Genomic DNA, 25,281 nt, shown 5'->3' with positions numbered 1-25,281 from the left:
AAGTTTATTTCCATGCATATGTGCCCACTAGCCATGCACCCTCTGATCAATGAAGAGGGAACCACACGGTGGGCTAAATTTTTATATTGCAAACCCCTTCTTTCATTCGATGATTCCCTACGAGATAGATTTTGATTCCCTATCTAAAAAGATAAAGAAGTTGGGCTTTCAAGATATTTTAATTCAGTTACCAGAGGGCATGCAAATCTATGCGGAGGAAATTGCCGATAATCTTGAGGATTTCAATGTATTCATTTCAGCAAATCCCTGTTACGGGGCTTGTGATATAGAAGTATACCCCAACATCCTCACCATTCAATTTGGACACAGCAAAATTCCAAATATAGAGTATCCAGAAAACATTATTTTTGTTGAAGCATTCTCAAAGGCCTCCTTTAATACTGCTTTAAATTCATTCTTAAAAATTGCAGATTGTCAAAATGTTGGCATACTTGCCTCTGTACAACACATAAAAGCAATAAATGATGTAAGGGCTTTTCTCGAAGAACATAATATAAGGGTATTCGTGGGCAAGGGTGATTCTCGCATCACATATCCTGGACAGGTTCTTGGCTGCAATTTCTCAGCTGCAAGAGAGATAAAAAATAATGTGGATTGCTTCATCTTGTTGGGAACTGGAGAATTTCACGCATGGGGTGCTAAAATTGTTGGTGGAAAAGATGTTTTTGTTCTTGACCCCTACACAGGAAGGGCAAAAAAAGTGAATGGGGGGTCGTTCCTGAGGAGAAGGTATGCCGCTATAGCCAAGGCAAAAGATGCTCAAAAATTTGGTATTATAGTAAGCTCTAAAATCGGACAGAAGAGATGGAAATTGGCTAAGAATCTTAAAAAAATAGTGGAGAAGGAGGGAAGGAAGGCTTACCTCATAATGACAGACAATGTTGTGCCTGAGAATTTTTATTACAGTGTGGATGCGTATGTTAATACGGCATGTCCTCGGCTTACATATGATGATTATTCCCGATTCAAGAAAGTTGTACTTTCACCCATTGAATTATTAATTGCATTGGGAATTAAAGATTGGAGCGCTTTCTCCTTTGATGAAATTGTGGAGGTAGACAAATGAAGATCGTGGAGAATGAAAATAAAATCGTATTAAAGTTCAATTCGTTCAAATCCCTAATTATTGATAAGAATTCAAGAAAAATCAAATACTGGGATGGCCAAGTGGATTTTGATGACATTATTGGTTATTGGAAGAACTACCATCCCGGTGGTAAACTTTTCGTTTATTACATAATGCTTCTAACCCGTAAAAAAATTCACAAGATAACCCCAGAGTTAGAGGATGAGGAGCTGATTGACAAAATACTTGAAATTTTAAAGAGCACAATACCCAGGGAGGTGAAAGAATGAGAGAAGAACTTAAAAAAATAGCAGATGTGCTTTATGTAAAGATTTTGGGCCCCGGAAGCACTATAAACATTGGCTGGATATATAAAACCTTGAAAAATTTAGATATCCCTGACGAGAGTTTAGAAAAATTGTACGAAATGAATGCCCCCCTAAGCAGAGAGGTTTGGTACTATGCATTCATCAGAACATACGAAGAAAGAAAACTTGACTATTTCCTAAATTCCCTTTCAGAGCATTTAGATTTGAGCATCCTCCAAAATTTCAAAAATGATTTGAGCGCTCTTGGTATCTACTATAAAAATGGTGTTTTCAAAAGGAGGGTTTTCAAGCTCGTTGTTCTTGTTTCTGGCAGAGGTACAAATTTGCAGGCAATTATGGACGCAATAGATTCTGGCAAACTCAATGTACAGATCTCTGCAGTCATCTCAAATAAAAAAAATGCTTATGCTTTAAAAAGGGCTGAAAACAAAGGAATAGATGCCATAGTATTGACAAAAAAGAAGGGAGAGAAAAGAGAAAACTACGACAGGAGATTGGCAGAAGTTATTGATTTCTACTCTCCAGATTTGATTGTGCTGGCAGGATTTCTCAGAATTCTATCGCCTTGGTTCGTTAAAAAATATAAGAATAAGATAATAAACATTCATCCTGCTCTACTCCCAAGTTTTGCGGGATTGTATGGAGAGAATGTACACAAAGCCGTGTTAGATTACGGTTGCAAGGTCTCCGGATGCACTGTACATTTCGTGGATGAGGAAGTTGACCATGGCCCCATAATAGTTCAGAAATGCGTTGAGGTGCTAGATGATGATACTCCAGAATCCCTGGCCGCAAGAGTGCTTGAAAAGGAGCATGAGGCACTTGTGGAATCCATAAAATTAATATCCGAGGGAAAAATAGAGATTAAGGATAGGAGAGTTATAAGAAAAATTATTTGATTGCTTTCATCTTCTTTATATTGCTTTCCACATTTCCATTGAATATAGCACTTGCAGCAACGAGAATATCTGCTCCAGCATCCACTATTCTTTTTGCATTGTGGTGCTTCACACCCCCATCCACAGCTATTTGCACCTCTAAGCCCTCCTCATCTATATACTTCCTTGCCTCTTTTATCTTCTCTAAAGTATCCTCTATAAAACTCTGACCTGCAAATCCGGGATGCACACTCATTATCAAAAGGTATTCAACATCCTCCAAGTGCTCTTTTACCTTCTCAAATGGTGTTTCAGGATTTATAGCTATGCCCGCCTCTGCCCCATAATTATGAATTTTTCTAAGCACATTTTTTATTGATATTTTTATTTCTCTGTGCACTGTAATTATATCACTGCCAGCATTAACAAAGTCCTTTACAAACTTGTCTGGACGCTCGATCATAAGGTGAGCATCAAAGGGCAACTTTGTGCATTTTCTTATACTCTTTATTACCACTGGCCCAAATGTTATGTTAGGCACAAAATGTCCGTCCATGATATCAAGATGAAGCATGTCAGCTCCGCCCTTCTCACAGAATTTTATCTCATCGCACAATCTTGAGAAATCTGCTGATAGTATTGAAGGTGATACCTTAACCATGAGGGGGCATAATCACTTCCCCTATATCTTATTTCTCATTCAAATCATCCCAAGTACCAGCGTAAAATGTACTCTTGGTTTGCACAACCTTTGCTGCTGCCAAATTTCCATACTTGACCGATTCTTTTATTCCATAGCCATAATATAATGCTGCATAGAACCCTGCTCTGAAAGTATCTCCCGCCCCAGTGGTGTCCACAACATTCACTTCCTCAGCCTCTATGTGATCCCATCCCTCATTCGGCATATATATACTTGCTCCCATCTCGCCTTCAGTTCTAATTATAATCTTCTCAAAAAGTTTATCCTTAGCAAAATCTAATGCTTTTTCATATTCCTTCTCATTGCAGAAAAATAAATCGGCCAAGGATAACATTTCCATAAATGTTTTCTCATCGTAAATATAATGAATCTCCTGCGAAGGGTCAAAACTTATTTTTCTGCCCAATTCTTTTGCTTTCCTTGCCACCCCAATATAGAATTTAGGATTTCCTGTGGAGAAGTGGAGCCATTCAAAATCTTTTAAGGGTATATCAATTTCCATTCTATCCAGCTCTTTCCACTTACCCTGATATACATATGCCATCTGCTCTCTCCCATCGCTTATAAGCCAGCAGGTTGGGGTTTTATCATCTCTCACAAAGTATCCATCTATACCTTCAATCTCTGGCCCTATAACAGAGAAAATCTTAGAGGGCACACGCAGAGCAAGAAGGGACATATAAGCATTGTATGCTGTTCCTCCAAGCCTAGTTTCATATCCTAATACTTCTCTGCTCTCACCTACATTTCCAAAATTTTGAACCCTGAGCATTACATCGATGTTTACATGCCCGAAATAAAGAAGGTAAGACATAGTATTGAAATTTCACAAAATTATTTAAAACCTCTCAAAAATTTTTTGATGCATAACCAATCATTCTTTTCTATTTTGAAGAGATGAGATGGAGCCCTACTATCGCTTGAGCCAAAGTTCGGAATGTACGAATATTTCTCTCCCAACTTTATCGCAATTTTCTCCTCGTAAGATTTTGGATAATTCTTGGCATAGAAATCCAATATTCTGGCACGGGATAAGAGATAATCTATGTGCCACCTAATTTTCTTCTCTTTTCTAAAATGTCTCTCCAGCCTTTTCCTTAAATTTCTCTGAGCGGAGCCAACATAAACATAATATCCCATATCAAATTTTATTTTGCCCAATGCGCCTACTCTAATTTCTTCCTCATTATCTTTAAAAATTAAAAGAAGATAAATTCCTCTATCCGGTAATTTTTCCATCTCTGATTTCAAGTATTCTTGTGGCATATTTCTCCAAGCGCATATCATGCGTGGCTATTATAACCGTTTTGCCCTCATCATTTAACTTTTTAAAGATTTTTATAATCTCCAAACCCGTTTGAGTGTCAAGTTCTCCAGTTGGCTCATCTGCCAAAATGAGAGGTGGGTCATTAGCCAATGCAACTGCAATAGCAACTCTCTGCTGCTCTCCACCACTCATCTCATCTGGGTAGTGATCCTTCCTTTCATAAATCCCTACAAGTTTCAATAATTCTTCGGCTCTTTTTTTCCTCTCGCTCCTGCCCATTCCTATAAACTGCATAGGAAGCATTACATTCTCTATAGCTGTCAGAGTGGGAATTAAATTAAAAAATTGGAAAACCATGCCTACATCTTTTCTACGATAATCGGTTAGTTCTTTATCATTAAAGAATGCTATGTTTTTACCGTTCACAAATATTTTACCAGCAGTAGGTCTATCTATACCTCCTAAAAGATGCAAAAATGTTGTCTTTCCAGAACCGCTTGGACCTACAAGCATAACAAATTCCCTATCTTTTATGGAGAGGGTTACATCCCTTATTGCTATAACTTCTATCTCGCCTCTTCTATAAACTTTTATTAAATTTTCAACTTCAATCATCAAATTTCACCTCCCAAACCTCTTATCACCTCGCTTGGTTTAGTTCTTGCAAATATATATGAGAGAATGTACTGGGAAATCATGTAGGCTAGCACAAGAACGCCCGTATATATAAGGAAAGTTGCACCTATAATGAAAATTTCAGGAATGTATGAAGAGACGCTGGACATAGAAGATATCATGTATGCCAGGGCCATTCCAACCGCCACACCAATTATAAGTGAGAGGATAATTACTGTTATTCCCTCTGTCATAAGCATTGCTGCTATCTGCCTATTCCTCGCTCCTCTAACTTTGTACAATGCTATCTCTCCCCTCCTATTTAAAAGTGAGGAATACTGCACTATGAATATGGATGCTGCCCCCAAAATTACTAAATAAAGAAGCAGAGTATTCATAAACTGAGATTGCATAGCCTGCATCTCATCTTTTTTTGGAGGAAGTTCATAAGAATATCCTTTTTTATCCAATGCCTTCTCCAAAGCTGTTATATTCGAACTTCTGATTATTATCGTATCTGGTATTCCGGTAGGTTTGCTCTTATCAACTACATAATCAGTAGGCAATCCTGGAAAGGAGTATACTATAGCTTCAACTTTGTAATATTGAGAAGTTTGATTCACTTGTATTGCAACCATATCTCCAACACCAACATTTTCCATTTTCGCATAACTCAAAGACAATACAACTCCAGATCCATCTAATTTTCCTTCTTTTAGAAACAACTTGCCATTGTAGATTGTATTCATATATTTTTGCATATTTGCTATGTATAAAGGTGCCCCGTATTCATCTCCATATCTATAAATAACAACATATTTTGAAACAAGAGAGCTATCATTCAAAATATCCCAAGGAATATCATTGTGCACTTGTATAAGCATATCTCCGCCAACCTGGGCTTTTTGCTCAATCTCTGCTGTGTAATTATAGTTATCCATAGCTATTGCAATGAATGTGGATAATGTGAGAATAAAAGCCAAGATGAAAGCAAGATACGCCGTTCTCTTAGGGCTTCTTTCTATTCCCTTTTCGGCAAGCTCTCCTGATGTCTTAAATATTTTTGAAACTCCTGAGGCAATTACCCTGTAAACTTTACTTGTACCCATGGTGAGCAATCTGCTCATAACCAAGGGAAGCATTATCAAAATCAAAGGGAACATAAAGAACATAGTGCTAATTAGTATAAAAGCAAGGATGACGATGATGTTTAAACCCCCATAAAAGTTCACATTCTTTGATAACCAGAGTACTAGAATCATATACCCCCAAAATAGGGCAGAAAGCCACAAATCCCTATTCCTCTTAGTATATTCAGCTTCCTTAAATGCCTGTGCATAATGGGATATCAAACTCACTATTGGCTCTTTTTTTATTTTTTTAAGTGGTGAATATATGGAGGCCAAGAAGAGTGCTATGGATAAGAATATAGATGCAATCAGAGGCCAGATACCAATATCAAGAAGGAAGTAAGGGTAATGGAAAAACATGATATTTGAGAGATATGCCAACGCTTCTCCAAGCAAATAACCTATAATTCCTCCCACAAGAGAATAAATCAACGCTTCAAATAAAATCATCTTGCTTATCTCTTTCCCTGTTGCACCCCTAATTTTCAAAACACCAAACTCCCTCCTGCGCTCCAAGAATTCTATTTCCACTCCAACATTGCTTAAATAAACACCCATAACTATAACGGGCAAGGAATAAAATATAGCAAAGAGAAGTGAATACATATTAGCGTTGGATTCCCATTCTGCGGAGTTGCCATAACCCATATAATAGACTCCATTGGAGACGAGAATTGTGCGAACTTCATAACTCATATCGTCTATCTTCTTCTGAACTTCTTTGTAATCCTTAGAACTTAAAAGATATTGTGGCTCTATGGCTACAAGATATCCCGCCTGATATGGCATCCCTTTTTCACCCAAATACTTCATTGCTTCCTTGGTAACTATTATTCCCTCATACATATCTCCCTGCCCATTATCTTGCTTCAGGGGTTCTTTAACATCAGCCACTCCTACAACGGTGTAATTCTCAAAGAACATTTGCTCAGACTGGGTGGTATAAATAACTTGGACCTTATCTCCTATATTCAAGGCATGAGAGTTATAAGCGAACTTTGTAATCAAAACCTCATGATTATTCTTTGGATATGTTCCCGCCACTATTTTTATATCATATCCTTTAAAATAATTAACCATAAGTCCCCTTTGATAAGCTATGGTAATATTGTTTAAAGCATAATATCCCTCAACCCAAATATGAAGAAGTGTCTGCCTAACATTACTCAAATTCTCAATTTGGTTGTAGGCCTTCATTATTGCCGTGTAATTTCCACTACCAACCACGGAAATCTGATATGGATTGTTCTCAATATCATAATAAAGCTGATACCTTGCCATATTATTCCCGAGCGTATAAGATGTGAAAATTATGGCGACTGCGAGAATTATTCCTACCGTGGTGGTGAACAATCTCTTTCTGGATACTGGTATCATTAAAAGGGTATATAAAGAAGAGTATAAAATTTTACTCTATGAACCTCTGGACATTTTCTTTCATGAGGAGCACTACTCTGCTATCTTTCCTTTCATCCTCGTACTTATATTCTGTGAGCTCAGATAATTTACGAGCAAAATTCTCAACTTCTTCCGCAGAGGGCATATTTTCAATTGTTAATCTTTCCCTAGAATATCCAACAAAAACATAGGCTTTTGGTTCTATAAAGTGCGGTTCTGCAAGAGTGTCAAGCTTTGCATACTCCTCAACATTCTTCATATTCCAACCTTTCACAAGAGTGTGCCTAATAACTTTTCTCGTATCTAAAGATGGTAAAAGTTCTAAAGTTCTTTTTAATCTATCCCATCCATTCTTTATAAGCGGAACCATCAATTTTTTGTATATTTCTTCGTTGGGTGCAGCCAGGGTAACATATAACTGTGTGGGCAAAGGGTCTAAATTTTCTAAAATTTCAGGCATGGTACCATTTGTAACCAAGAATGTGGTGAATCCCCTTTTATGATACTCCTCTATCAATTCTCCCAATCTTGGGTAAAGCGTAGGCTCTCCCGTGAGGGATATAGCCACATGCCTTGGCTCCATGGCCTCCTTCCATTTCTCTAAAGATACCCGTGGGTCTCCTTTATATCCCGTGATTAATCTTCTCTGCTGTCTAATACTCTCCTCCACAATAAATTCTGGCTCATCAACTTCTTTCATATAAACCTCACTGAATCCCTGAAAACGCCAGCAAAAAAGGCAGTTATGCGTGCAGTTATTCACCGCTGGACTCATTTGGAGACAACGATGGCTTTTTATTCCATAGAAAGTTTGTTTATAGCAAGGACGCTCATGAATCAAACTCTCTCTAAGCCAATGGCAGAGCTTTACAGCACTATGCTTCCCTACAATCGCATAGCCCTGCTTGCGGAGTATCCTCTCTATCTCTGGATCCATAGCGCTTCCTTAGGAGAGGAAGTATATAAAATTAATCAAGCTTGATATCCTTTAGCTGCAATTTCTTTACTACAATCTCGCCCTTATCGTTCCTCATAAAAACTAAATAATCCCCTCCTTTTACATCAAATTCCTTTACTATTTTCTTCTTCAATGTTATTCTGTACTGCCCGTTCTTTGTCTCCGATACTTTAACCACTTCCAGCATCTCGTAATCTGCCATGCTATCCCATATCTCTAACAGGTTTTTAATATTTTCTAAAGTGATAATGATAACTTTAATAGGTCGATTTTCCATAACACTATTATGAGTTTAAATGAGATCTTGAAAATATGGTATGAAAAAAAGGATGAAATAGAGAGAAGATTAGATGAGTTTAAATCCCTATGGAAAAATGCTTCCGATGAAGAGCTCTTTGCCGAGCTTGCCTTCTGCCTCTTAACTCCTCAATCAAAAGCGACTGTGTGCTGGAGAGCTATCGAAGAGCTGCGTGACTCAGGTATCCTATTTTTTGGCTCTTCGGAGGATATTGTAGATTTCCTAACAGGAGTGAGATTCAAATACACGAAGGCAAAAAATATCGTATCCGCAAGAACTTTCTTCTCTAAAAATTCAAAAATAAATATAAGAGGCGTGCTATCTCAATTCTCCTCGCCCATAGAAATGCGTGAATTTCTGGTGGCAAATATAAGAGGTATGGGTTACAAAGAAGCAAGTCATTTTTTGAGAAACATTGGACTTGGAGAGAGTTTGGCAATATTGGATAGACACATACTCAAAAATCTTGTGAGTTTAGGGGTTATAGATGTAATTCCAAAAACTCTAACAAAGAAAAAATATTTGGAGATAGAAGAAAAAATGAGAAGATTTGCAAAGGAAATAGGCGTACCTATGGCTCATCTTGACCTTGTATTATGGTTCAAGGAAGCTGGGTTAATTTTCAAATAATCAAACTTCCACAGGCAAATTCAATTTCTCTGCAAGTTCTTTATAGCGATTTCTTATGGTCACTTCGGTGACCCCCGCAACTTCGGCCACTTCTCTCTGTGTCCTTCTCTCGCCCATAAGTATGGCTGCTATGTATATGGCTGCAGCTGCTACCCCTGTAGGACCTCTTCCAGAGATTATATCCCTTTCCCTTGCCATCTTTATTATCTCATATGCCTTCTTTTTAACCTCGCCGCTCAATTTTAGTTTAGAACAGAATCTATCAATATAATCCTCCGGCTTCGTTGGATATATATTCAACTTCAGTGTTCTACTCATTATACGATAAACCCTTCCTATCTCCCTTTTCTTTATCCTCGTAACCGTTGATATCTCTTCAAGGGTGCGCGGAATTCCGAGCATTCTACAAGCAGCATAAATGCTCGCAGCAACAACACCCTCTATGCTTCTCCCACGAATCATATTTTCCTTAACCGCCTTGCGATAAATCACGGCGGCTGTTTCACGAACATCCTTAGGCAATCCCAAATTTGATGACATTCGTTCCAATTCTTGAAGCGCTTGACTTAAGTTCCTCTCGGCTGAGTTACTAACTCGAATTCTCTTCTGCCATTTACGCAACCTATACAGCTGGGCCCTGCTTCTTGTGGGTATATTTTTCCCATAGGAATCTTTGTTTTTCCAAGAAATTTCTGTGCTGAGACCTTTATCGTGAATCGTGTATGTCATCGGAGCTCCAGTTCTAGTGCGAGAATCTCTCTGCTCGGAATCAAATGCCCTCCATTCAGGACCTTGATCTATGTAAGATTCATCTATAACGAGTCCACAATCCATACATACAAGCTCACCCCTCTCGTAATCCCTAACAAGATGTGTAGAGCCACACTCTGGGCATCTCGTAATCTCGTCTATCCATTTCCTCTTATCTTTTTCTCCCATTTCTATCACCTCTTACTACAATCTCGCTCACCTTCCTCCCCCATTTTCTTTCTACCTTCACCTTGATATAAGGAGCTTCAACAGGACCAAATACTCGCACAACCCTTCCCACATACTTGCCAGATGGCGTGTAAACCTTCTGACCGCTCCTCTTAACCTTGGCTCTAGCGATTATGTAATTGCCCTCGATGCAGACCACATTACCTTTAACACTTTTCACAATGGATGAAATGGATTTCATAGTATTTAAACTTTTCGTAAATATTAAAAATTTTTCTGTGAAAATTTTTTATATTCTTTATAGCAGCATTTACATTTCTTAGAAAATTTTAATAATACCTTTGAGAATACTGATTTAGGTGAGAGGTAGTGGTCCTAGAGAATTTGCTCAACAAAGAGATGAAGCTCTACGGAAAGGCGGAAAAATTATATGAGAGGGGAGTAAAGCTAATTAATAAAAACAACCCAGAAGGTAAGGATTATTTGAGAAGGTCAATTAATTTAATAAACGAGAATTTGGAATTAATTAAGAATGAAAATGAATCCTTTTCTGCTCTTTTAGTAAATACTGGAATGGCTTTGCAAAAAGTTGGTGCTATAAAGGATGCTTTGGAAGCATACAAACTCGCAAAAAAATTAGACCCTTCTAATGTAAGCGCATACACGAACTATGCTATGCTTTTAGCCCTGCAAAAGGAGTACAAGAAAGCAGCATATATAATTGAAAAGGCTTTACAGATAGACAGGCGGAGTAAAGAGGTTTGGGAGACAAAAGCTGAAATATATCAACTTAAGGGAGATATTGACGAGGCATTAGATGTTTATAAAAAGCTCATAAAAATGTATCCTGACGAGATAAAATACTATGACAAATATTTGGAGTACAGACCAAAAGACCTTGAAATTTTATTCAAAAAAGGTGTACAATTATACAAAATTCAGAGTTATGCTGAATGTGTAAAAATAATGAAGAAAGTTGTGAGTATAAATGCAGAGCACCAAGAAGCTTGGGTGTATCTTGGTGCTGCATATGCAAATATTGATAGAATGAGAGAGGCAATAAATGCACTTAAAAAAGCCATAAAAATTGATCCTAATGATAAAAAGTCATGGATTAATTTGGGCATTCTCTACAAGAAGAGGGGTGAGTATGAAGAGGCCTTGAAATGCTTTAAAGAGGCTATAAAAATTGATCCCAATGATAAAAAATCCTGGTATTTGGAAGCATCTGTCCTCCATATTCTTGAAAGAGATTCCGAGGCTTTAAAGTCCATAAATAGAGCTTTGGAGCTGGATAAAAAATACGAGTCCGCTCTTCTACTCAGAAGAGATGTTGCAAAAAAATTGAAGGTTTATGATGAGCTTGCCGCAGCATGTGTGGGTCTTTTAGATGTGGGATATGAAGACACAGAGCTTATGTATGACCTTGCCCTAAGCTATTATCACACTGGAGAGCTGGAAAAGGCTTATAATATAACTCTGGATATTTTGAAATCTCTGCCTAGGCATCTTCCTACTCTCAAACTTCAAAAAGAAATTATGAAAAAGAAGGGACAATGGGAGAGGGTTATATCTATATGCGAAGATATTCTAAAAATTGAACCTAACGATATTGGTTCTTTGGTGGATGAAGCAAAGGCTTATAGGGAAGTCGGAAAATTAGAAAGTGCTCTTAATTTTGCTATAAGGGCAACAGAAATAGAGCCTTCTAATATAGAACTTTGGAAGTTGAGAAAGGATATAGCCAAGGATCTAAATAAACCCCAGGAAATTATAAACGCAGGTACTCAGATAATTTCCATGGAGGGAGATTTTGAAACCTATCTGGATTTGGCTAGAGCATATTATATCGTTAGCAGATACGATGATGCTAAAAAAACTCTTGAGAGGGGATTAAAACTCAATGAGGATAGTGATGAGGGCTGGAACCTTCTTGGGATGATTTATTATAAACTTGGAGATTTAGAAAATGCAAGATATTCTTTCGAAAAGGCATCAACTATAAATCCAAATAATAAAAAATACTGGAAGAATCTTGCCTGGGTTATGGAGAAGCTTGGAAAATACAACGAAGCTGTAGAGTACTACGAAAAAGCCTTAAAGCTGGATCCAAATGATATGAGGTTGTGGTACGAAAAGGGTATTTGTCTCAAGAAAATAAAGAGATATGAGGAAGCAATAAAGAGTTTTGACTCAGCCCTCAAATTAAACTCTGAATTTACCAAGGCCCTATACGAGAAGGGCGATTCTCTAATTAAATTAGGTAATTACGATGAGGCACTCAAAATATTCACTTCTCTTATAAAGCTGGAAAGGGGTAATTCGGAATATATTTACAAGAGAGCTTACCTGAGGTTCAAAAAGAGAGAATACGAGGCTGCATTAAAAGACCTAAATCTAGCTTTAAATTACGAGAGAAAGGAGAAATTCTTAGTCTTGAAGAAGGATGTCTGTAAAGAGCTTAAGGACTATGAGTGTGTGATTGAAACTTCTAAGGAAATATTAACAATAAACAAGAAAAACATCTCCGCGTGGAGAGATCTGGCTGTTGCTTACGATTCCATGGGCAAGGTTGACAGCGCTATAGCCACTTACAGAGATGCTTTAGAGATTTTTCCTGATAATGATGTTTTGCTCTATGAACTAAAAGCTACCTTACTCAAGCATAATAGATTTGCCGATGCCATAGATGTTTGCAAAAAAATACTATCAATAGCTCCAGAGGATTATGATAATTTAAGAGATTTAAGCTCTGCATTGATAAAACTAAAAAAATATGAAGATGCCAAAGAGTATCTTTTAAGAGCTCTAGAATTGAATAAAAATGCAGAGTTATTAGAGCTTCTTGGAGATACATATTATTATTTGAAAAATTACACCTCTGCCATAGAACATTATAAGGATGCTTTGAATTTAAATGCCTCTCCTCATATATATCACAAGCTCGCTAAGGCGTATTATAAGGTAGGTGATCTGCAGGAGGCTATAAAGTCTATAGAAAGGGCAATAGAATGGAAAAAGGATGCCAAATTCTATCTCCTGGGCTCAAGGATTTATTTGAAAATGGGTGATTTAAATTCTGCGTACAACTACGCAAACAAGGCCTTTGAATTAGAAGATTCTGATGATGCCAGAATCAACCTTGCATCCATAATGTTCGAATTAGGAAAATATGATGATGTAATAGCTCTTCTAAAACCTCTCGGTAAAAATAACAATTTAGATGCCCTTCGCCTCCTGGGCAAAGCTCTGGAGGCTGAGGAAAGGTATGAAGATGCTGTAAAAATATATAATAAGGTAGTGGACATTGATAAGAAGGATAAGAGCTCCTGGATTAGTTTAGGTAGATGCTATCTCACCCTAAACAAATATAATGAGGCCATAAAAGCTTTTGAAAGAGCTTCTCTAATTGATCCGAAGGATAAGGCTGTTTACACATTCTTGTCTTTTGCTTACGAGGGTGCAGGATATCTAAATAAGGCATTGAACTATGTGGAAAAAGCTTTAGAGTTGGATCCAGAGGATGCTCATATATGGAGCTCTAAGGGTTTGCTCTTACTCAAATTGAACAAACCAAAGGAGGCTTTAAGAGCTTTTAATAAAGCGTTAGAGATTAATCCAGATTTGACTTCTGCTCAGGAGGGAAAAGCTGATTGTGAAAGGATAATAGAAGAAATGGAACTAGAGAAATATGCTAGAAAAATATTACTTCATGAGTATAGAACTGGCAAGAAGGTAACTAAAAAAGATGCTTTTAAAAATCTCAACATTCCCCTTAATATACTCTCCAAGGTTTTCACTTACATTAGGGATATTGAGAAAATAAAAATTGAGAGTTTAGATGAGAAAGAGCAGAAGTTTTTAGAGAAGGAGAGCTTGAAAATTGCCAACAAATTGAAGAAAATTGATAATCTTTCACTTATGGACATTGTAGCCAATTCAGAGCTTTCGGTTAAAGATGCTAAAATTTTGCTCGGATACATAGAAACTTGTTTGAATAAAAACACAATAGACAGGGTAACTAAAGATGATGAGCGCCTACTCAGAAAGGTTTTAGATTTGAATCTCCAAAACACTTCCGTTCTGAATATTATGATGAACCTTAATGTGGGAGTGTGTAAAGCAAAGCTTATTCAGATTTTGCTCAAAGAGCTCGAGGAGGAAACTTCTGAAGAAGTTGAGAAGAATGCAAAAATAAATGATGAAGAAATTCAAGAAATGGATGAGAGGGAAAATAGTACTGAGGAGGGGAGTTATCTATGAGATACCCTGGCAATTTCAGATTTTATCCAGAGGAAAAGAGAGATATCGCCTTAGCTTTATTAATTTTGACTTTCGCATTTTATATTTTGATCTCAAGATATCTTTTATTTCATGGTATAATAAACTTACTGGATCTTTTAACTGCTTTCTTGGCCGTGCTTATTGCCTTCTTCTTACATGAAATGGCTCATAAATATGTAGCATTCAAATACGGTTATCCAGCAGCTTTTAGAGCTTGGAAAATGGGATTACTCATCGCTTTTTTAAGTAGTTTCATGGGTTTTTTATTTGCCGCTCCTGGAGCTGTCTATGTTTATGGTTTTCCTTCAAAGGATGAGAATGGGAAAATATCCGCTGCAGGACCTATAACAAATATAATTGCAGGTTTTTCTCTTTTAGGTGCAGCTTTTATTATGCCCTTTCACTATTTATTCGCAATGTTTGCTTATATAGCTTCCCTTAACTTCTTTTTGGCATTTTTTAACCTTCTACCTATAGGTCCCATGGATGGAGTTAAAATTCTCAACTGGAATATATACATATACATAGTACTCCTAATGCTGAGTATTGCTGGCTTTGCCTCTTTTTATATATTCATATAATCTAGGGAGACCCCACCATTTCCAATGGAGTTACTTTACCAATCTTGGCTTTCTTATCTCCGCTTCTACCTTTCTACCTCTTATATCTATATAAACTTCTGTACCCACTTTAATGTAAGGTCTTTTCACATAGCCCAGCCCTATGCCTACTCCCAAAGTAGGAGACATTGTACCACTGGTAAGATAACCTATTTCCTCCTCATCTTTATAAAGCTTGTACCCATGTCTGGGTATCCCCCTACCCTTCACTATAACTCCTCTGAAGAGATCATATTTCTTTTCTTCTTTCATTTTTAAAAGTTTCTCTCTTCCCAAAAATTCGTGCTCCCAATCAATAATCCAAGATGTCCCCGCCTCCAAAGGCGTTCTAGGCTCATGCTGAGGATGAAAATCCTGACCACTAAGCAAAAATCCCTTTTCCATTCTTAAAGTATCCCTCGCTCCTAAACCACAGGGTTTTATACCAAACTCTTTTCCCGCATCAAGAACTTTGAACCATAAGTCTTTAGAATTTACATTTGGTACAATTATTTCAAAACCATCCTCTCCAGTATAACCAGTTCTGGAGATAAATGCCTTATTTCCAGATATTTCATTATCCTCTATACTAATATCTTTCAATCCTACATAGCTAGCTTCAAAAAATCCTATTTTACTTAAATCTTCGTTAACTATTTTTTGCAAGGTTTTTTCTGCATTCGGACCCTGAACAGCTAAGCAGGAAAACTCAGAGGTTAAATTTTTTATATTTACATTGTACCCTCCACTTAGAGCAAAAAGCCAGTTATAAATCAAATCAGATGTGGCAGCATTGGGCACCAATAAGTATCTATCCTCTGCCAATTTTGTTACTATAGTATCATCTATAAGTATACCTTTATGATTTATAAAAGCAGTATATGTTGCTTTCCACACTTTTACCTTAGAAAAATCTGTTGGAAGTATAAAACTTAAAAACTCTGTAGCATCAGGACCTTCTACAATAATATCTCCCATATGTGAAACATCAAAAACCCCAACACTTTTTCTTACAGCTTTGTGCTCATCTATTATGCTCGTATACCATAAAGGCATATCATAGCCGGCAAACTCTGTCATTTTAGCACCCATATTCTTATGGACATCATGCAATGCAGTATATTTCATAGGATCACCAAGGAGGTAAATGCAAGCCAAGAGTTAAAACTTACCCTCCACTGGAAATATAGGCCCCCCTCATAGATTCAAAAATAATTTGTAGATTCTGTAATCATCGGTAAGCTCAGGGTGAAATATTAAGGCGACAAAAGAACCCTCTTTAGCCATGGCTATTTTATCTCCTATGTACGCGAGTGGCCTGCAACCATCCCAGCATTTATCAATTACGGGCGCTCTTATGAAAACTGCATGGTATTTCCCCAATCCTTCGATATCCAGCTCTGTTTCAAAACTCTCCCTCTGTCTACCAAAGAAGTTTCTTCTAACTGCCATATCCATTAAACCTAGGGTTTTAACCCTTTTATCATCAATAACATCCTTTGCCATGAGAATTGAACCAGCACAGGTGCCTATTACTCCCAACTCGCCATTTTCTGCATGCTTTAGAATCTCAGTGTATATCCCGCTATTTACCATTAATCTGGATATTGTTGTGCTCTCGCCCCCAGGAATTATTATGTAATCTAGTCGTGATATCTGCTCTTTTTTTCTTATGTAAAGAACATCCCCACTAACATCAAAATTCTCTAGCGCTCTCTTAACAGCTTCTATATGCTCACTGACATCTCCTTGAATGGCTAGCACACCTATTTTCATAAAATGCGATATGGTAAGAGTTTATAAAAATCTTACATTGGGGAAAGATTAAATACAAAAACATTGTTAGTTTATAGCGTGGGAAGCGAAGAGGATAAGATGGTGAGGGTTCCAAAAGAAATGTATCTTGCAATATATGAGATAATAAAAGAGTACCCTCATTATGGATGGAAAGGACCTTCAGAGTTTGTTAGGGATGCTATAAGAAGATATGTGAAGGAAATAAAGGAGAGGGAGTTAATACTCAAAAAAGCAATGGGATATATGCCTCAAAAAATAGAGAGCATTTTGAGAAACTTTATGGATGAAGAAGATGCCAGGGAAATGGCGCAGAAGATAGAGGAAATAGATGAGGAAGATGCGGAGGAGTATGTAGCTAGAGTGGTTGAGATTCTTCAGGATAAACTTGGACCTACCCTTGCTGAGCTATTGGCTAGAAGATTGCTGGAGGGGGAGTTATGAGAATCGGCACAGGCATACCTAAATTGGATTCGTTGATGCAGGGTGGTTTTTTAGAACATAGTTTTAATTTGATTAAAGGCACACAAGGGGCAGGAAAAACCCTGTTTGCTGTAAATTATCTATTGTACCATGCAAAGGCGGGGAAGGAAGTTCTCTATGTTTCCATGGAAGAATCTTGGGATAATATAGTAAAAAATTTGCCTGAAGGGATGAAAAAAACATATGAGGAAGTTAAAGATAGGGTACATCATCTTGATTTTGGCAGTATAAGACCACTTCTTGGTAAAGATGTTTTGGATGTGAATCTTCTTGCGGAAGTTATAACCACAAATATGGGCGTTCATAAAACGAACATTATAGCTCTAGACGGGATAGCTCCATTATCGCCCAAATATGGAACTTTACAAGATTTAAGAGCAGCTATTTTTGAGCTCTCACATAGGATAAAGAGGGCAGGAGGTACCATGCTGTTTACTTCAGAGGGTAGAAGCGCTGGGGCTGAAGAGTATGTTGCAGATAGTGTGCTTGTTTTGTATTATGATGGCATACATAGGAGAATACAGATATTGAAAATGAGAGGCAGCGATTTTGTATATGGAAAGCATGGGTTTAAAATAAGCAATAATGGTTTGGAGGTCTATCCCAGTATATTACCGAAAGTAGAACCTCAGAAACCTCAAACGGTAAAATTTGGGATAAAGGGTATGGAGAAGATATTGGGGAACATTTATACTGGTGATGTTACATTGCTGACCGGACCGCCAGGAACGGGTAAAACGCTTATGGCTTATTATTTTTTAAATGAAGCTGCTAAAAAAGGGGAGAAGTGTGTTTATGTATCCTTTGCCTTTCCCGAGAAAGATGTGCTTAAAAGAGTTAAGGATTTGGGGTTTAATTTAAGTACCTGTAAGATAATTTATCAGGACCCATTTAACTTTGATCCCTATGAGTTTATGTGGAAAGCGCTTAAAGAATTGAATAATGCAAAGAGGGTGGTTTTAGACGGCATAAATGAAGTTGAAATGAACGATGAAATAAGAAAGGTGTATCACGAATTTTTGAAGAATTTAAAAGAGAGGAATATATTAACCCTAATAACTTATACAACGCCTACCATAATATCCTCATATAGCCTGGGCAATGTAAATGTAATATACTTAGTTGATAACATAATAGATTTGAGATATGCCGAAATAGGTGCCGAGCTTAGAAAGGTTATGGTTGTTATAAAGAGTAGTAGTGTGAACTATGAGAGAGGCATAATTGAGTACGAAGTTGGAAAAGATGGAATAAAACTTCTAGGTAAGGCGGAATATCTTGAGGGAATAATAAGTGGGATACCTCGCAGACTTGAGATGAAAAAGAGAGTTGAGAAATTCTTCAAGTAGGTAATATTTTAAATAAAATGCGGAGATTTGCCTTCATGCTCCGAACACACACCACCAAAGAGGCAGCCCAGTTAGACGGGGAGGAAGTTAAAGTATGCGGCTGGATTCACGATATAAGAGTTCTGGGAAAGATAGCATTTATAATTCTCCGAGATCGCTATGGTTTTGCGCAGTTAACTCTTATTCGCAGTATTGTTGGAAAAGAGAAGTTTAAAGAATATACAAAATTGACACGAGAGAGTGTTATATGCGCTAAGGGTAAAGTACAGAAAACGAAGCAGGCAAAACTTGGATTTGAAATATTGCCAGAGGAAATCGAAGTTTTGAACAGGGCAGAGAGTCCATTGCCCCTGGGTGTTGCAGACAAAGTATCTGCTGATTTGGAAACTCGAATAGAGAATCGTTTCCTAGATTTGAGAAAGAGGGAAGTTCTAGCAGTTTTTGAAATACGCAGCACGATTTTGCAGGGGATAAGAGAATATCTTCTAAACCAGAACTTTGTGGAGGTACATACTCCGAAAATCGTGGCTACTGCTACCGAGGGAGGTACGGAGCTTTTCCCTGTGAAGTACTTTGAGAAAGATGCTTATTTAAATCAAAGTCCACAACTTTATAAGCAGGTTTTGATGGCTGCAGGTTTAGATAGAGTTCTGGAAGTTGCCCCAGCATTTAGAGCTGAGGAGCACAACACAACGAGGCATCTAAATGAATTCATATCAATAGACATAGAGATGAGCTTTGCGGATGAGGAAGATGCTATGTATATGCTTGAGGGAAGCATAGTTAACGCCATAAAAAAATTGAAAGAGGAAAGAAAGGAAGAAATGGAAATTTTAGGAATGAATTGGGAGGTACCATCTCTGCCCTTTAAGAGGATAACCTACGATGAGGCCCTAGAGATCGTTAGGAAGAAGGGTATTGATATGGAGTGGGGGGAGGATTTCTCTACAGAGGCATTGAAGGCCCTAGGCTCTGAACTCCAGGAATTTTATTTCATAACGAGGTGGCCCATGGAGATAAAGCCCTTTTATGTGCTACCTGATGGGAAGTATTCCCACGCCTTTGACCTTATGTACGGGGAGAGGGAGATAACATCGGGAGCCCAGAGAAATCATGTGTATGAAAGCCTAGTTGAGGTCATGCGCTCCAAGGGCTTGAACCCAGAGAATTTTGAGTATTACCTCCGAGCATTCCGCTACGGCATGCCACCCCACGCTGGCTGGGGTCTCGGGCTTGAGCGATTGGTTATGATAATAACCGGAGTGAAGAACATAAGGGAATGCGTGATATTCCCAAGGGATAGAACGAGGTTAGTGCCCTAAATATTTTCAAACTCTTTGCGAGGAGCTCGATAATGGCACCTGGGGCATTCAATAACACCCATATAAGGAAATGTCCAGCCATATCCAAAATCCTTTTTGTCCATTCTTGGTGCTTTGAATTCATAGCCACATTTTGGACATTTTAGCATCTTTTGCATTGTTTATCTATAGAAAAGTTGGTATTTCAAAGTTTTCCATGAGAAATCTTCAGAATTGTTTATAGCGCCCCGGCCGGGATTTGAACCCGGGTCGCGGGCTATCTATAACCCCTTTCTTTCCGGGTAAAGCCGCTTTCTTTCTAAGAAAGGGGCTACGACAGGCCCGCATGATAGGCCGCTACACTACCGGGGCAGCAAGCAGCGAAATGAAAAAGAATATATAAAGATTTTTGAGAGACGCAATATTTTTATAATCTCTGCGAATTGCCACCACAAGGGCCGGTAGATCAGCCCGGTAGATCGCCACATTCGCAATGTGGAGGCCGCGGGTTCGAGTCCCGCCCGGTCCACTCACCCCGTTAACTTGTGAACTTATCTCATGTTCTCCTATTGTCAAACATCCTGCTTGGTTCTCTAATTTCTGCAGCTTGAAAAAATAGGGGTTAATCATGGATATCTTCTAAATGATTTTTATAGCAAAAACAACCTACTTTACAGAATCCTAGGCGGATATCTGAGGGAAAGAAGACATACCAAACAAAATCAGAAAAAAGAATCAGAGGAAGCGGAGAGTGCGGTCCATAATCTCGTGGGCTATGTTTATCTCATCCTCTGTTATTATCAAAGGTGGGCGGAACCTTATACCGCGAGCTCCGCTCTTTAGAACGAGTAGACCATTCTTGTAAGATTCTATGAAGAACTTGTCGCGCATCTCTGTGGTGGCGAGATCAAAGGCATCGAATATGCCGCGGCCGCGAACATTGCTTACCTTGTCTGGATATTTTTCCTCAAGTTCATGAAGCATTTTGAGCATGTACTCGCCCATCTTTGCAGCATTTTCCACAAGCTTATCCTCGTGAATTATTTCTATGATCCTCTTTGCTTTTACCATGTCCACTATGTTTCCACCCCAGGTGGAGTTAATCCTGCTTGGCACATGGAACACATTATCCTCTATTTCGTCCACTTTAGGTCCTACCATTATGCCACAGACCTTCATTTTCTTGCCGAAGGCCATTATATCTGGCTGCACCTCAAAATGCTCGTGAGCCCACCACTTACCTGTGGCACCAACACCAGTTTGAACCTCATCTACTATGAACATCACATCGTTCTTGTGGAGGAGTTCCTGAACTTCTTGGAAATACTCTTTACGGAAATGATTGTCTCCACCTTCTCCCTGAATGGGCTCTATGATAAATGCAGCTATGTCATCTTGGTACTTGTCTATGGCATTCTGTATCTCCTCCAAGCTCTGTTTTTCAAGTTCTTTAACCTTTTCAAGGTTCTCTCCTTCTAGTGGGAATGTTATTTTAGGATTTGTAACCCGAGGCCACTCGAACTTGGGGAAGTACTTCGTTTTGTTCGGGTCAAATGTATTTGTCAGGGCAAGTGTATATCCACTGCGACCATGGAAAGCTTCTTTCAGGTGAATTACTTTGAGATTCTGTGTGTTATCTCCTTTTCCATTAGCAATGTTTTTACGCACACGCCAGTCAAAGGCAGTTTTCAGAGCATTCTCCACCGCTAAAGCTCCACCTGATACAAAGAAGAAGTACTTGAAATAAGATGGTGTGGCGTACTTAGAAAGAGTATCCACAAACTCGGCGTATTCAACCGTGTATATATCACTATTCGTGATTTTATTAATGGCCGTTCTCTGCAATTTCTTTAAAAACTCGGGCTCAAACATCCCTGGATGGTTCATTCCCAAAGCACTGGTTGCAAAGAATCCGAAGAAATCTAAAAAGTATTTGCTGTGCCTCGCATCGTAGAGCCACATACCGTGACTCTTTTCAATGTCCAGAACCATATCTAAACCATCTGTGAGTATCCTCTCTCCTAAAATCTTATGAACTTCCTTTGGCGATATCATGGTTGGGGATATAGTAACCCGCAATAAATATATTTGGATTAAAAGCTAATTTGGGATGAAACACAGTTCTTTCCGGGTAAAGCCGTTTATCAGGAACCACCAGCGAATTCCTTTACCACCTGCCACTGAAAAGTTTCTTTGAGGGTAAAGCACCTTTCTTTCTAAGAAAGGGGCTTAGTGCGGGTGCCGGGATTTGAACCCGGGTCAGGGGCTTGGGAAGCCTCCGTCCTAACCACTAGACTACACCCGCTTATTGGGTAATATGGGAAAGGGGATATTAAATTAACGCAAATTTGTATGGAAAAGCAATTAAACCCATAATGCATGGCTCAACTGTGGAGAAGAAGATATACGCAATACAGGTGGCAACATACACTGCGCTAATGCTCTCTATAACTTACACGCCATCCTTAGCGGCCAGTGTGGGAGCAAGTGCTATGGAGATAGCGTTAGTTTTCTCATTTTACAATCTTGCTTATTTTCTATCCTCTATGATTTTTGGTCGTTTGGCAGATTTGCATGGGAGAAAGATATTCATTATTTCTGGATTTCTCGTTGCATCTATCGCATTTCTCTTTCAGTATTTTTACTGGAATTATTACTCGCTCTTACTCCTTCGAGTGCTCGCTGGATTTGCAGCAGGAATATTTCCAGCAGCGATAATCTCGCTGGCTCATGATGAAAATATGAGGATGGGAAAGTTATCGGCGTTTGGAGCAGCAGGATGGGCAATGGGCTCTTACATAGCGGGCATAGTTTCCCTCTTTTTTGGACTCAAAGCAACTTATATTTTTTCATCTTTGATTTTTTTAATAGCCTTTGCAATATCCTCGGGGATTAAAGATACTGGAGTTAGAGTTGAGAAGGTGCCCAAGATACCTCTTGGGGTTATAAAAAGAAACTGGAACCTTTATCTTGGCTACATATTCAGGCACTCTGCAGCTACGATGATTTGGGCTTACTGGCCCCTCTTTGTTAAATCCATCGGAGGAAACTCTTTCTGGCAGGCTGCCACGATGGGAATAAACTCCACAGCACAATTTTTCATCATGTTTTATTATGCAGACACAAAGAGAAGTTCGAGTTTGATTTTGTGGGGCTTGGTTTTATCCGCGCTTACATTTCTATCGTATTCTATAATCACGAATGTTTGGGAGATGATACCTGTTCAGGTTATGCTCGCAACCTCTTGGGCATTCCTCTATGTGGGCTCTCTTAATTACCTGACTACTAAAAATAGGGAAAAGGCAACAGCCACAGGGTTATTGAATTCATCAATAGGTATAGGTGCATTCTTAGGCCCAATTCTTGGAGGAGTGTTTATGAGCATTGTAAACCAGTACCGTTATCTTATGATCTTTTCCTTTGTAATTGCATTTCTTGGAGCAATAATTTTCAAAATTGGAGAAAAGAGAGATTAAAGAACGAATTTTATTGTGCCACCGTCTATTTGAATGGTCGTTCCGTTTATATAACCAGCACGCTCGGAAGCTATGAAAGAGGCGAGATAGGCAACCTCCTCAGGCTCACCAAATCTCTCTGCAGGGACTTCCTTAATCCAACTTTTTAAAGCTTCTTCGTAGGTAATGCCCTTTTTCTCAGCTATGCTCCACGACAATTCTTTAATTCTCTCAGTGTATATTGGTCCAGGAGCTATGTTGTTTATTGTGATTCCATACTTTGCCCACTGAGTTGCTAGGGTCTTTGCTAAGCCAACCACAGCAAGGCGCATCGTGTTAGAAAGAATTAGATTATCTATCGGTTGTTTCACGCTCATGGATGTTATGTTTATTATTCTTCCATACTTTTGATTTTTCATGTAGGGTGCAACCTCGCGTATGAATCTAACTACACTCATAAATGTTAAGTTAAATGCGTTGTACCAGTCATCATCTTTGAAATCCTCAAAATATCCTGCTGGTGGACCACCGGCATTATTTACAAGGATATGTATTGCACCAAATTCATCTACAGTTTCTTTAATCACTCTTTTAATATCATCCTTGTTTCTAACATCTCCTGGGATGGCCAAGACCCTATTTGTGATTCCCTTATCAAACCTCTGTACATTTTCTGCTGTTATTTCTTGCATAGTTTTTAGGAGATTCTCTTCATTACGGGCCACGAGGACAACCTTGGCTCCATTCTTTGCAAACTCTTTCGCTATTGCTTTACCCATGCCCTTGCTTGCACCACAAACAATCGCAACTCTATCCTTCATTCTCACTCACCTCCTTCAAGAACAATTTTAGGTTATCTTCAAGATGTAATTCTTGGATGAATGAAAGTGCATCTTTAACATCATCAACTCTCTCAATATCCTCATGCATATCGCTTCCCACAGATATCGGGATTTTGTAATTTTTCATCTCTTTGAATATATCTTCTGCAAGGCGATAGTAGTAAGTGCCAAGTTTTGTGTAATTCATACTCGTATTCAATTCCACACCTATTCTATCAGATTCTAAAACTCGCAAAAAAGCATCTATATTGGCATCTCCAAAGTTTTTATTTAGGTCATTGTGAGCTAAGATTACGAAGGCGTCAATTTCCTTTCTTTTGTCAAGGAGCATCCAGAGCGGGTACCCGTCCCAGAGAGAATCTTGAACATATTCAAATAGAACAAGATCGAACTCCTCAAAATTTGGTAAATTATCAATATTTGTGCGAGGTGAAAAATCAACTTCAATCCCTATGTAAATATCTATTTTATCTCCATACTTCCTTCTAAGAGCTTTCAAATCTTCCACATACATTTTTAGATATTTCTTTGGTACAGAGTTGACTTTCTTTGTCTCATAGTGGTCTGTAATTGCTATTTTTTCCATTTTTTTCTTTATTGCCTCTCTAACTATTATTTCAGGGGTGTATAAGCCATCGCTCCAGGTGCTATGGATATGGAAATTAATCATTGAGGAGATATAGGGACGCATGCTAAAATAAATTATCCTTCACTCCATGCTTATCAATGTACCCGTGGTGATAACACCTTCAATGGGCCTTATCTTCTTTACTATGATCTTGCTCAACTCTTTTATATTCTTTGAATCTATTGTAGCTATTATATCGTATTCGCCAAACACTGATTTAATCTGCTTTATTTCCGGTATTTTTTTAAGTTGGGCATATACTGCATCTTCCATTCCAGGTGCTACAGCAATTAATATATATCCAGTTATCATAT

26 protein-coding genes and 3 tRNA genes are annotated in these 25,281 nt (G+C 38.3%); 11 read left to right on the top strand and 18 right to left on the bottom strand.

The window, feature by feature from the left end; all coding sequences use genetic code 11:
* Positions 1–109 precede the first annotated feature (109 nt).
* From dph2 to purN, 3 genes are read left to right on the top strand one after another with little or no spacing between them, the layout of a single operon-like run.
* A complete protein-coding gene (dph2, locus tag ABOO_RS02440; RefSeq protein ID WP_012997146.1) occupies positions 110–1,087 on the top strand; it encodes a diphthamide biosynthesis enzyme Dph2 in 978 nt (325 codons plus the stop codon).
* Positions 1,084–1,377, top strand: a complete 294-nt coding sequence (locus ABOO_RS02435) for a hypothetical protein (RefSeq protein WP_008081923.1) — start codon at positions 1,084–1,086, stop codon at positions 1,375–1,377. The genes dph2 and ABOO_RS02435 overlap by 4 nt, the downstream gene beginning before the upstream one ends.
* The gene (gene purN, locus ABOO_RS08075) at positions 1,374–2,315 is read left to right on the top strand and encodes a phosphoribosylglycinamide formyltransferase (protein WP_008082564.1); all 942 of its coding nucleotides are present in this window, start codon (positions 1,374–1,376) and stop codon (positions 2,313–2,315) included. The genes ABOO_RS02435 and purN overlap by 4 nt, the downstream gene beginning before the upstream one ends.
* Here purN and rpe read toward each other — a convergent pair.
* From rpe to ABOO_RS02395, 7 genes are read right to left on the bottom strand one after another with little or no spacing between them, the layout of a single operon-like run.
* Positions 2,308–2,955 carry a ribulose-phosphate 3-epimerase gene (rpe, locus tag ABOO_RS02425; protein ID WP_008082267.1) on the bottom strand — a complete coding sequence of 216 codons (648 nt, stop codon included), beginning with the start codon at positions 2,953–2,955 and terminating at the stop codon, positions 2,308–2,310. The two genes, purN and rpe, sit on opposite strands and share 8 nt — an antisense overlap.
* A 28-nt stretch (positions 2,956–2,983) precedes the next feature.
* Entirely contained in the window at positions 2,984–3,811 is an 828-nt protein-coding gene (locus ABOO_RS02420; protein WP_008082064.1) for a PfkB family carbohydrate kinase, read from the bottom strand.
* A gap of 20 nt (positions 3,812–3,831) precedes the next feature.
* Positions 3,832–4,236, bottom strand: a complete 405-nt coding sequence (locus ABOO_RS02415) for a GIY-YIG nuclease family protein (RefSeq protein ID WP_008082604.1) — start codon at positions 4,234–4,236, stop codon at positions 3,832–3,834.
* On the bottom strand, positions 4,217–4,879 hold the full coding sequence (locus ABOO_RS02410; protein WP_008082276.1) for an ABC transporter ATP-binding protein: 663 nt from the start codon (positions 4,877–4,879) through the stop codon (positions 4,217–4,219). The genes ABOO_RS02415 and ABOO_RS02410 overlap by 20 nt, the downstream gene beginning before the upstream one ends.
* Entirely contained in the window at positions 4,879–7,386 is a 2,508-nt protein-coding gene (locus tag ABOO_RS02405) for an ABC transporter permease (protein ID WP_008082313.1), read from the bottom strand. The genes ABOO_RS02410 and ABOO_RS02405 overlap by 1 nt, the downstream gene beginning before the upstream one ends.
* 31 nt (positions 7,387–7,417) lie before the next feature.
* A complete protein-coding gene (twy1, locus tag ABOO_RS02400) occupies positions 7,418–8,344 on the bottom strand; it encodes a 4-demethylwyosine synthase TYW1 (protein WP_012997145.1) in 927 nt (308 codons plus the stop codon).
* A 31-nt stretch (positions 8,345–8,375) separates the two neighbouring features.
* On the bottom strand, positions 8,376–8,567 hold the full coding sequence (locus ABOO_RS02395; protein WP_008082108.1) for a hypothetical protein: 192 nt from the start codon (positions 8,565–8,567) through the stop codon (positions 8,376–8,378).
* Positions 8,568–8,651: 84 nt separating this feature from the next.
* Between ABOO_RS02395 and ABOO_RS02390 the strand changes: the two genes are divergently transcribed.
* On the top strand, positions 8,652–9,293 hold the full coding sequence (locus tag ABOO_RS02390) for an N-glycosylase/DNA lyase (RefSeq protein ID WP_012997143.1): 642 nt from the start codon (positions 8,652–8,654) through the stop codon (positions 9,291–9,293).
* Here the strand turns inward: ABOO_RS02390 and ABOO_RS02385 are convergent, their stop codons facing one another.
* Together ABOO_RS02385 and ABOO_RS02380 are read right to left on the bottom strand one after the other, a co-directional pair.
* Complete coding sequence (locus tag ABOO_RS02385; protein ID WP_008082725.1) at positions 9,294–10,232, bottom strand: transcription initiation factor IIB; 939 nt, start codon at positions 10,230–10,232, stop codon at positions 9,294–9,296.
* The gene (locus tag ABOO_RS02380; RefSeq protein WP_008082041.1) at positions 10,216–10,473 is read right to left on the bottom strand and encodes an H/ACA ribonucleoprotein complex subunit GAR1/NAF1; all 258 of its coding nucleotides are present in this window, start codon (positions 10,471–10,473) and stop codon (positions 10,216–10,218) included. The genes ABOO_RS02385 and ABOO_RS02380 overlap by 17 nt, the downstream gene beginning before the upstream one ends.
* A gap of 128 nt (positions 10,474–10,601) precedes the next feature.
* On the opposite strand from ABOO_RS02380, the gene ABOO_RS02375 reads away from it, so the two are divergent.
* Both ABOO_RS02375 and ABOO_RS02370 read left to right on the top strand, forming a co-directional pair.
* The gene (locus ABOO_RS02375; RefSeq protein ID WP_008082020.1) at positions 10,602–14,495 is read left to right on the top strand and encodes a tetratricopeptide repeat protein; all 3,894 of its coding nucleotides are present in this window, start codon (positions 10,602–10,604) and stop codon (positions 14,493–14,495) included.
* Positions 14,492–15,097: a zinc metalloprotease gene (locus ABOO_RS02370; protein WP_008082127.1), complete on the top strand. Its 606-nt coding sequence runs from the start codon at positions 14,492–14,494 to the stop codon at positions 15,095–15,097. The genes ABOO_RS02375 and ABOO_RS02370 overlap by 4 nt, the downstream gene beginning before the upstream one ends.
* A gap of 30 nt (positions 15,098–15,127) precedes the next feature.
* On the opposite strand, the gene gcvT is transcribed toward ABOO_RS02370, so the two are convergent.
* Both gcvT and pdxT read right to left on the bottom strand, forming a co-directional pair.
* On the bottom strand, positions 15,128–16,243 hold the full coding sequence (gene gcvT / locus ABOO_RS02365) for a glycine cleavage system aminomethyltransferase GcvT (RefSeq protein WP_008082483.1): 1,116 nt from the start codon (positions 16,241–16,243) through the stop codon (positions 15,128–15,130).
* A 69-nt stretch (positions 16,244–16,312) separates the two neighbouring features.
* Positions 16,313–16,891, bottom strand: coding sequence for a pyridoxal 5'-phosphate synthase glutaminase subunit PdxT (gene pdxT / locus ABOO_RS02360; RefSeq protein WP_008082062.1), 579 nt, complete (start codon positions 16,889–16,891; stop codon positions 16,313–16,315).
* A 78-nt stretch (positions 16,892–16,969) separates the two neighbouring features.
* On the opposite strand from pdxT, the gene ABOO_RS02355 reads away from it, so the two are divergent.
* The 3 genes from ABOO_RS02355 to aspS are packed head-to-tail and all read left to right on the top strand — an operon-like array spanning position 16,970 to position 20,063.
* Positions 16,970–17,353 carry a ribbon-helix-helix domain-containing protein gene (locus ABOO_RS02355; protein ID WP_008082193.1) on the top strand — a complete coding sequence of 128 codons (384 nt, stop codon included), beginning with the start codon at positions 16,970–16,972 and terminating at the stop codon, positions 17,351–17,353.
* Positions 17,350–18,741 (top strand): ATPase domain-containing protein, encoded by a 1,392-nt coding sequence (locus ABOO_RS02350; protein ID WP_008082202.1) that lies wholly within the window; start codon positions 17,350–17,352, stop codon positions 18,739–18,741. Before ABOO_RS02355 ends, ABOO_RS02350 begins: the two co-directional genes overlap by 4 nt.
* Positions 18,742–18,776: 35 nt before the next feature.
* Positions 18,777–20,063 (top strand): aspartate--tRNA(Asn) ligase, encoded by a 1,287-nt coding sequence (gene aspS / locus ABOO_RS02345; protein ID WP_008082617.1) that lies wholly within the window; start codon positions 18,777–18,779, stop codon positions 20,061–20,063.
* Here the strand turns inward: aspS and ABOO_RS07965 are convergent.
* A complete protein-coding gene (locus ABOO_RS07965) occupies positions 20,060–20,221 on the bottom strand; it encodes a hypothetical protein (RefSeq protein ID WP_008082624.1) in 162 nt (53 codons plus the stop codon). The genes aspS and ABOO_RS07965 overlap by 4 nt on opposite strands.
* Positions 20,222–20,286: 65 nt before the next feature.
* Positions 20,287–20,414 (bottom strand) — tRNA-Asp (locus ABOO_RS02340).
* 83 nt (positions 20,415–20,497) lie between these two features.
* Between ABOO_RS02340 and ABOO_RS02335 the strand changes: the two genes are divergently transcribed.
* Positions 20,498–20,571, top strand: a tRNA-Ala gene (locus tag ABOO_RS02335).
* A 206-nt stretch (positions 20,572–20,777) separates the two neighbouring features.
* On the opposite strand, the gene lat is transcribed toward ABOO_RS02335, so the two are convergent.
* Together lat and ABOO_RS02325 are read right to left on the bottom strand one after the other, a co-directional pair.
* Entirely contained in the window at positions 20,778–22,097 is a 1,320-nt protein-coding gene (gene lat, locus ABOO_RS02330) for an L-lysine 6-transaminase (protein ID WP_008082747.1), read from the bottom strand.
* A gap of 178 nt (positions 22,098–22,275) precedes the next feature.
* A tRNA-Gly gene (locus ABOO_RS02325) sits at positions 22,276–22,347 on the bottom strand.
* An 85-nt stretch (positions 22,348–22,432) separates the two neighbouring features.
* Between ABOO_RS02325 and ABOO_RS02320 the strand changes: the two genes are divergently transcribed.
* The gene (locus ABOO_RS02320; protein ID WP_236614087.1) at positions 22,433–23,518 is read left to right on the top strand and encodes an MFS transporter; all 1,086 of its coding nucleotides are present in this window, start codon (positions 22,433–22,435) and stop codon (positions 23,516–23,518) included.
* On the opposite strand, the gene ABOO_RS02315 is transcribed toward ABOO_RS02320, so the two are convergent.
* Genes ABOO_RS02315 through ABOO_RS02305 form a run of 3 tightly spaced genes read right to left on the bottom strand, consistent with a single transcriptional unit; the run spans position 23,515 to position 25,279 of the window.
* Positions 23,515–24,318, bottom strand: coding sequence for an SDR family oxidoreductase (locus ABOO_RS02315; protein ID WP_008082002.1), 804 nt, complete (start codon positions 24,316–24,318; stop codon positions 23,515–23,517). The genes ABOO_RS02320 and ABOO_RS02315 overlap by 4 nt on opposite strands.
* Positions 24,308–25,009: a CpsB/CapC family capsule biosynthesis tyrosine phosphatase gene (locus tag ABOO_RS02310; RefSeq protein WP_236614088.1), complete on the bottom strand. Its 702-nt coding sequence runs from the start codon at positions 25,007–25,009 to the stop codon at positions 24,308–24,310. The genes ABOO_RS02315 and ABOO_RS02310 overlap by 11 nt, the downstream gene beginning before the upstream one ends.
* 39 nt (positions 25,010–25,048) lie before the next feature.
* A complete protein-coding gene (locus ABOO_RS02305) occupies positions 25,049–25,279 on the bottom strand; it encodes an Lrp/AsnC family transcriptional regulator (RefSeq protein WP_008081985.1) in 231 nt (76 codons plus the stop codon).
* Positions 25,280–25,281 lie beyond the last annotated feature (2 nt).

It is taken from the genome of Aciduliprofundum boonei T469 (assembly GCF_000025665.1).
Classification (GTDB): domain Archaea; phylum Thermoplasmatota; class Thermoplasmata; order Thermoplasmatales; family Aciduliprofundaceae; genus Aciduliprofundum; species Aciduliprofundum boonei.
The sequence above is the reverse complement of the archived record's forward strand: the minus strand, read 5'-3'. Positions and strand labels throughout refer to the sequence as shown.

What these genes read in the sequence shown, in the direction of transcription:
- dph2 (WP_012997146.1), top strand. Translation starts at nt 110, where the DNA reads ATGATTCCCTACGAGATAGATTTTGATTCCCTATCTAAAAAGATAAAG.
- ABOO_RS02435 (WP_008081923.1), top strand. Translation starts at nt 1,084, where the DNA reads ATGAAGATCGTGGAGAATGAAAATAAAATCGTATTAAAGTTCAATTCG.
- purN (WP_008082564.1), top strand. Translation starts at nt 1,374, where the DNA reads ATGAGAGAAGAACTTAAAAAAATAGCAGATGTGCTTTATGTAAAGATT.
- rpe (WP_008082267.1), bottom strand. Translation starts at nt 2,955, where the DNA reads ATGGTTAAGGTATCACCTTCAATACTATCAGCAGATTTCTCAAGATTG.
- ABOO_RS02420 (WP_008082064.1), bottom strand. Translation starts at nt 3,811, where the DNA reads ATGTCTTACCTTCTTTATTTCGGGCATGTAAACATCGATGTAATGCTC.
- ABOO_RS02415 (WP_008082604.1), bottom strand. Translation starts at nt 4,236, where the DNA reads ATGGAAAAATTACCGGATAGAGGAATTTATCTTCTTTTAATTTTTAAA.
- ABOO_RS02410 (WP_008082276.1), bottom strand. Translation starts at nt 4,879, where the DNA reads ATGATTGAAGTTGAAAATTTAATAAAAGTTTATAGAAGAGGCGAGATA.
- ABOO_RS02405 (WP_008082313.1), bottom strand. Translation starts at nt 7,386, where the DNA reads ATGATACCAGTATCCAGAAAGAGATTGTTCACCACCACGGTAGGAATA.
- twy1 (WP_012997145.1), bottom strand. Translation starts at nt 8,344, where the DNA reads ATGGATCCAGAGATAGAGAGGATACTCCGCAAGCAGGGCTATGCGATT.
- ABOO_RS02395 (WP_008082108.1), bottom strand. Translation starts at nt 8,567, where the DNA reads ATGGCAGATTACGAGATGCTGGAAGTGGTTAAAGTATCGGAGACAAAG.
- ABOO_RS02390 (WP_012997143.1), top strand. Translation starts at nt 8,652, where the DNA reads ATGAGTTTAAATGAGATCTTGAAAATATGGTATGAAAAAAAGGATGAA.
- ABOO_RS02385 (WP_008082725.1), bottom strand. Translation starts at nt 10,232, where the DNA reads ATGGGAGAAAAAGATAAGAGGAAATGGATAGACGAGATTACGAGATGC.
- ABOO_RS02380 (WP_008082041.1), bottom strand. Translation starts at nt 10,473, where the DNA reads ATGAAATCCATTTCATCCATTGTGAAAAGTGTTAAAGGTAATGTGGTC.
- ABOO_RS02370 (WP_008082127.1), top strand. Translation starts at nt 14,492, where the DNA reads ATGAGATACCCTGGCAATTTCAGATTTTATCCAGAGGAAAAGAGAGAT.
- gcvT (WP_008082483.1), bottom strand. Translation starts at nt 16,243, where the DNA reads ATGAAATATACTGCATTGCATGATGTCCATAAGAATATGGGTGCTAAA.
- pdxT (WP_008082062.1), bottom strand. Translation starts at nt 16,891, where the DNA reads ATGAAAATAGGTGTGCTAGCCATTCAAGGAGATGTCAGTGAGCATATA.
- ABOO_RS02350 (WP_008082202.1), top strand. Translation starts at nt 17,350, where the DNA reads ATGAGAATCGGCACAGGCATACCTAAATTGGATTCGTTGATGCAGGGT.
- aspS (WP_008082617.1), top strand. Translation starts at nt 18,777, where the DNA reads ATGCTCCGAACACACACCACCAAAGAGGCAGCCCAGTTAGACGGGGAG.
- ABOO_RS07965 (WP_008082624.1), bottom strand. Translation starts at nt 20,221, where the DNA reads ATGCAAAAGATGCTAAAATGTCCAAAATGTGGCTATGAATTCAAAGCA.
- lat (WP_008082747.1), bottom strand. Translation starts at nt 22,097, where the DNA reads ATGATATCGCCAAAGGAAGTTCATAAGATTTTAGGAGAGAGGATACTC.
- ABOO_RS02315 (WP_008082002.1), bottom strand. Translation starts at nt 24,318, where the DNA reads ATGAAGGATAGAGTTGCGATTGTTTGTGGTGCAAGCAAGGGCATGGGT.
- ABOO_RS02310 (WP_236614088.1), bottom strand. Translation starts at nt 25,009, where the DNA reads ATGATTAATTTCCATATCCATAGCACCTGGAGCGATGGCTTATACACC.
- ABOO_RS02305 (WP_008081985.1), bottom strand. Translation starts at nt 25,279, where the DNA reads ATGATAACTGGATATATATTAATTGCTGTAGCACCTGGAATGGAAGAT.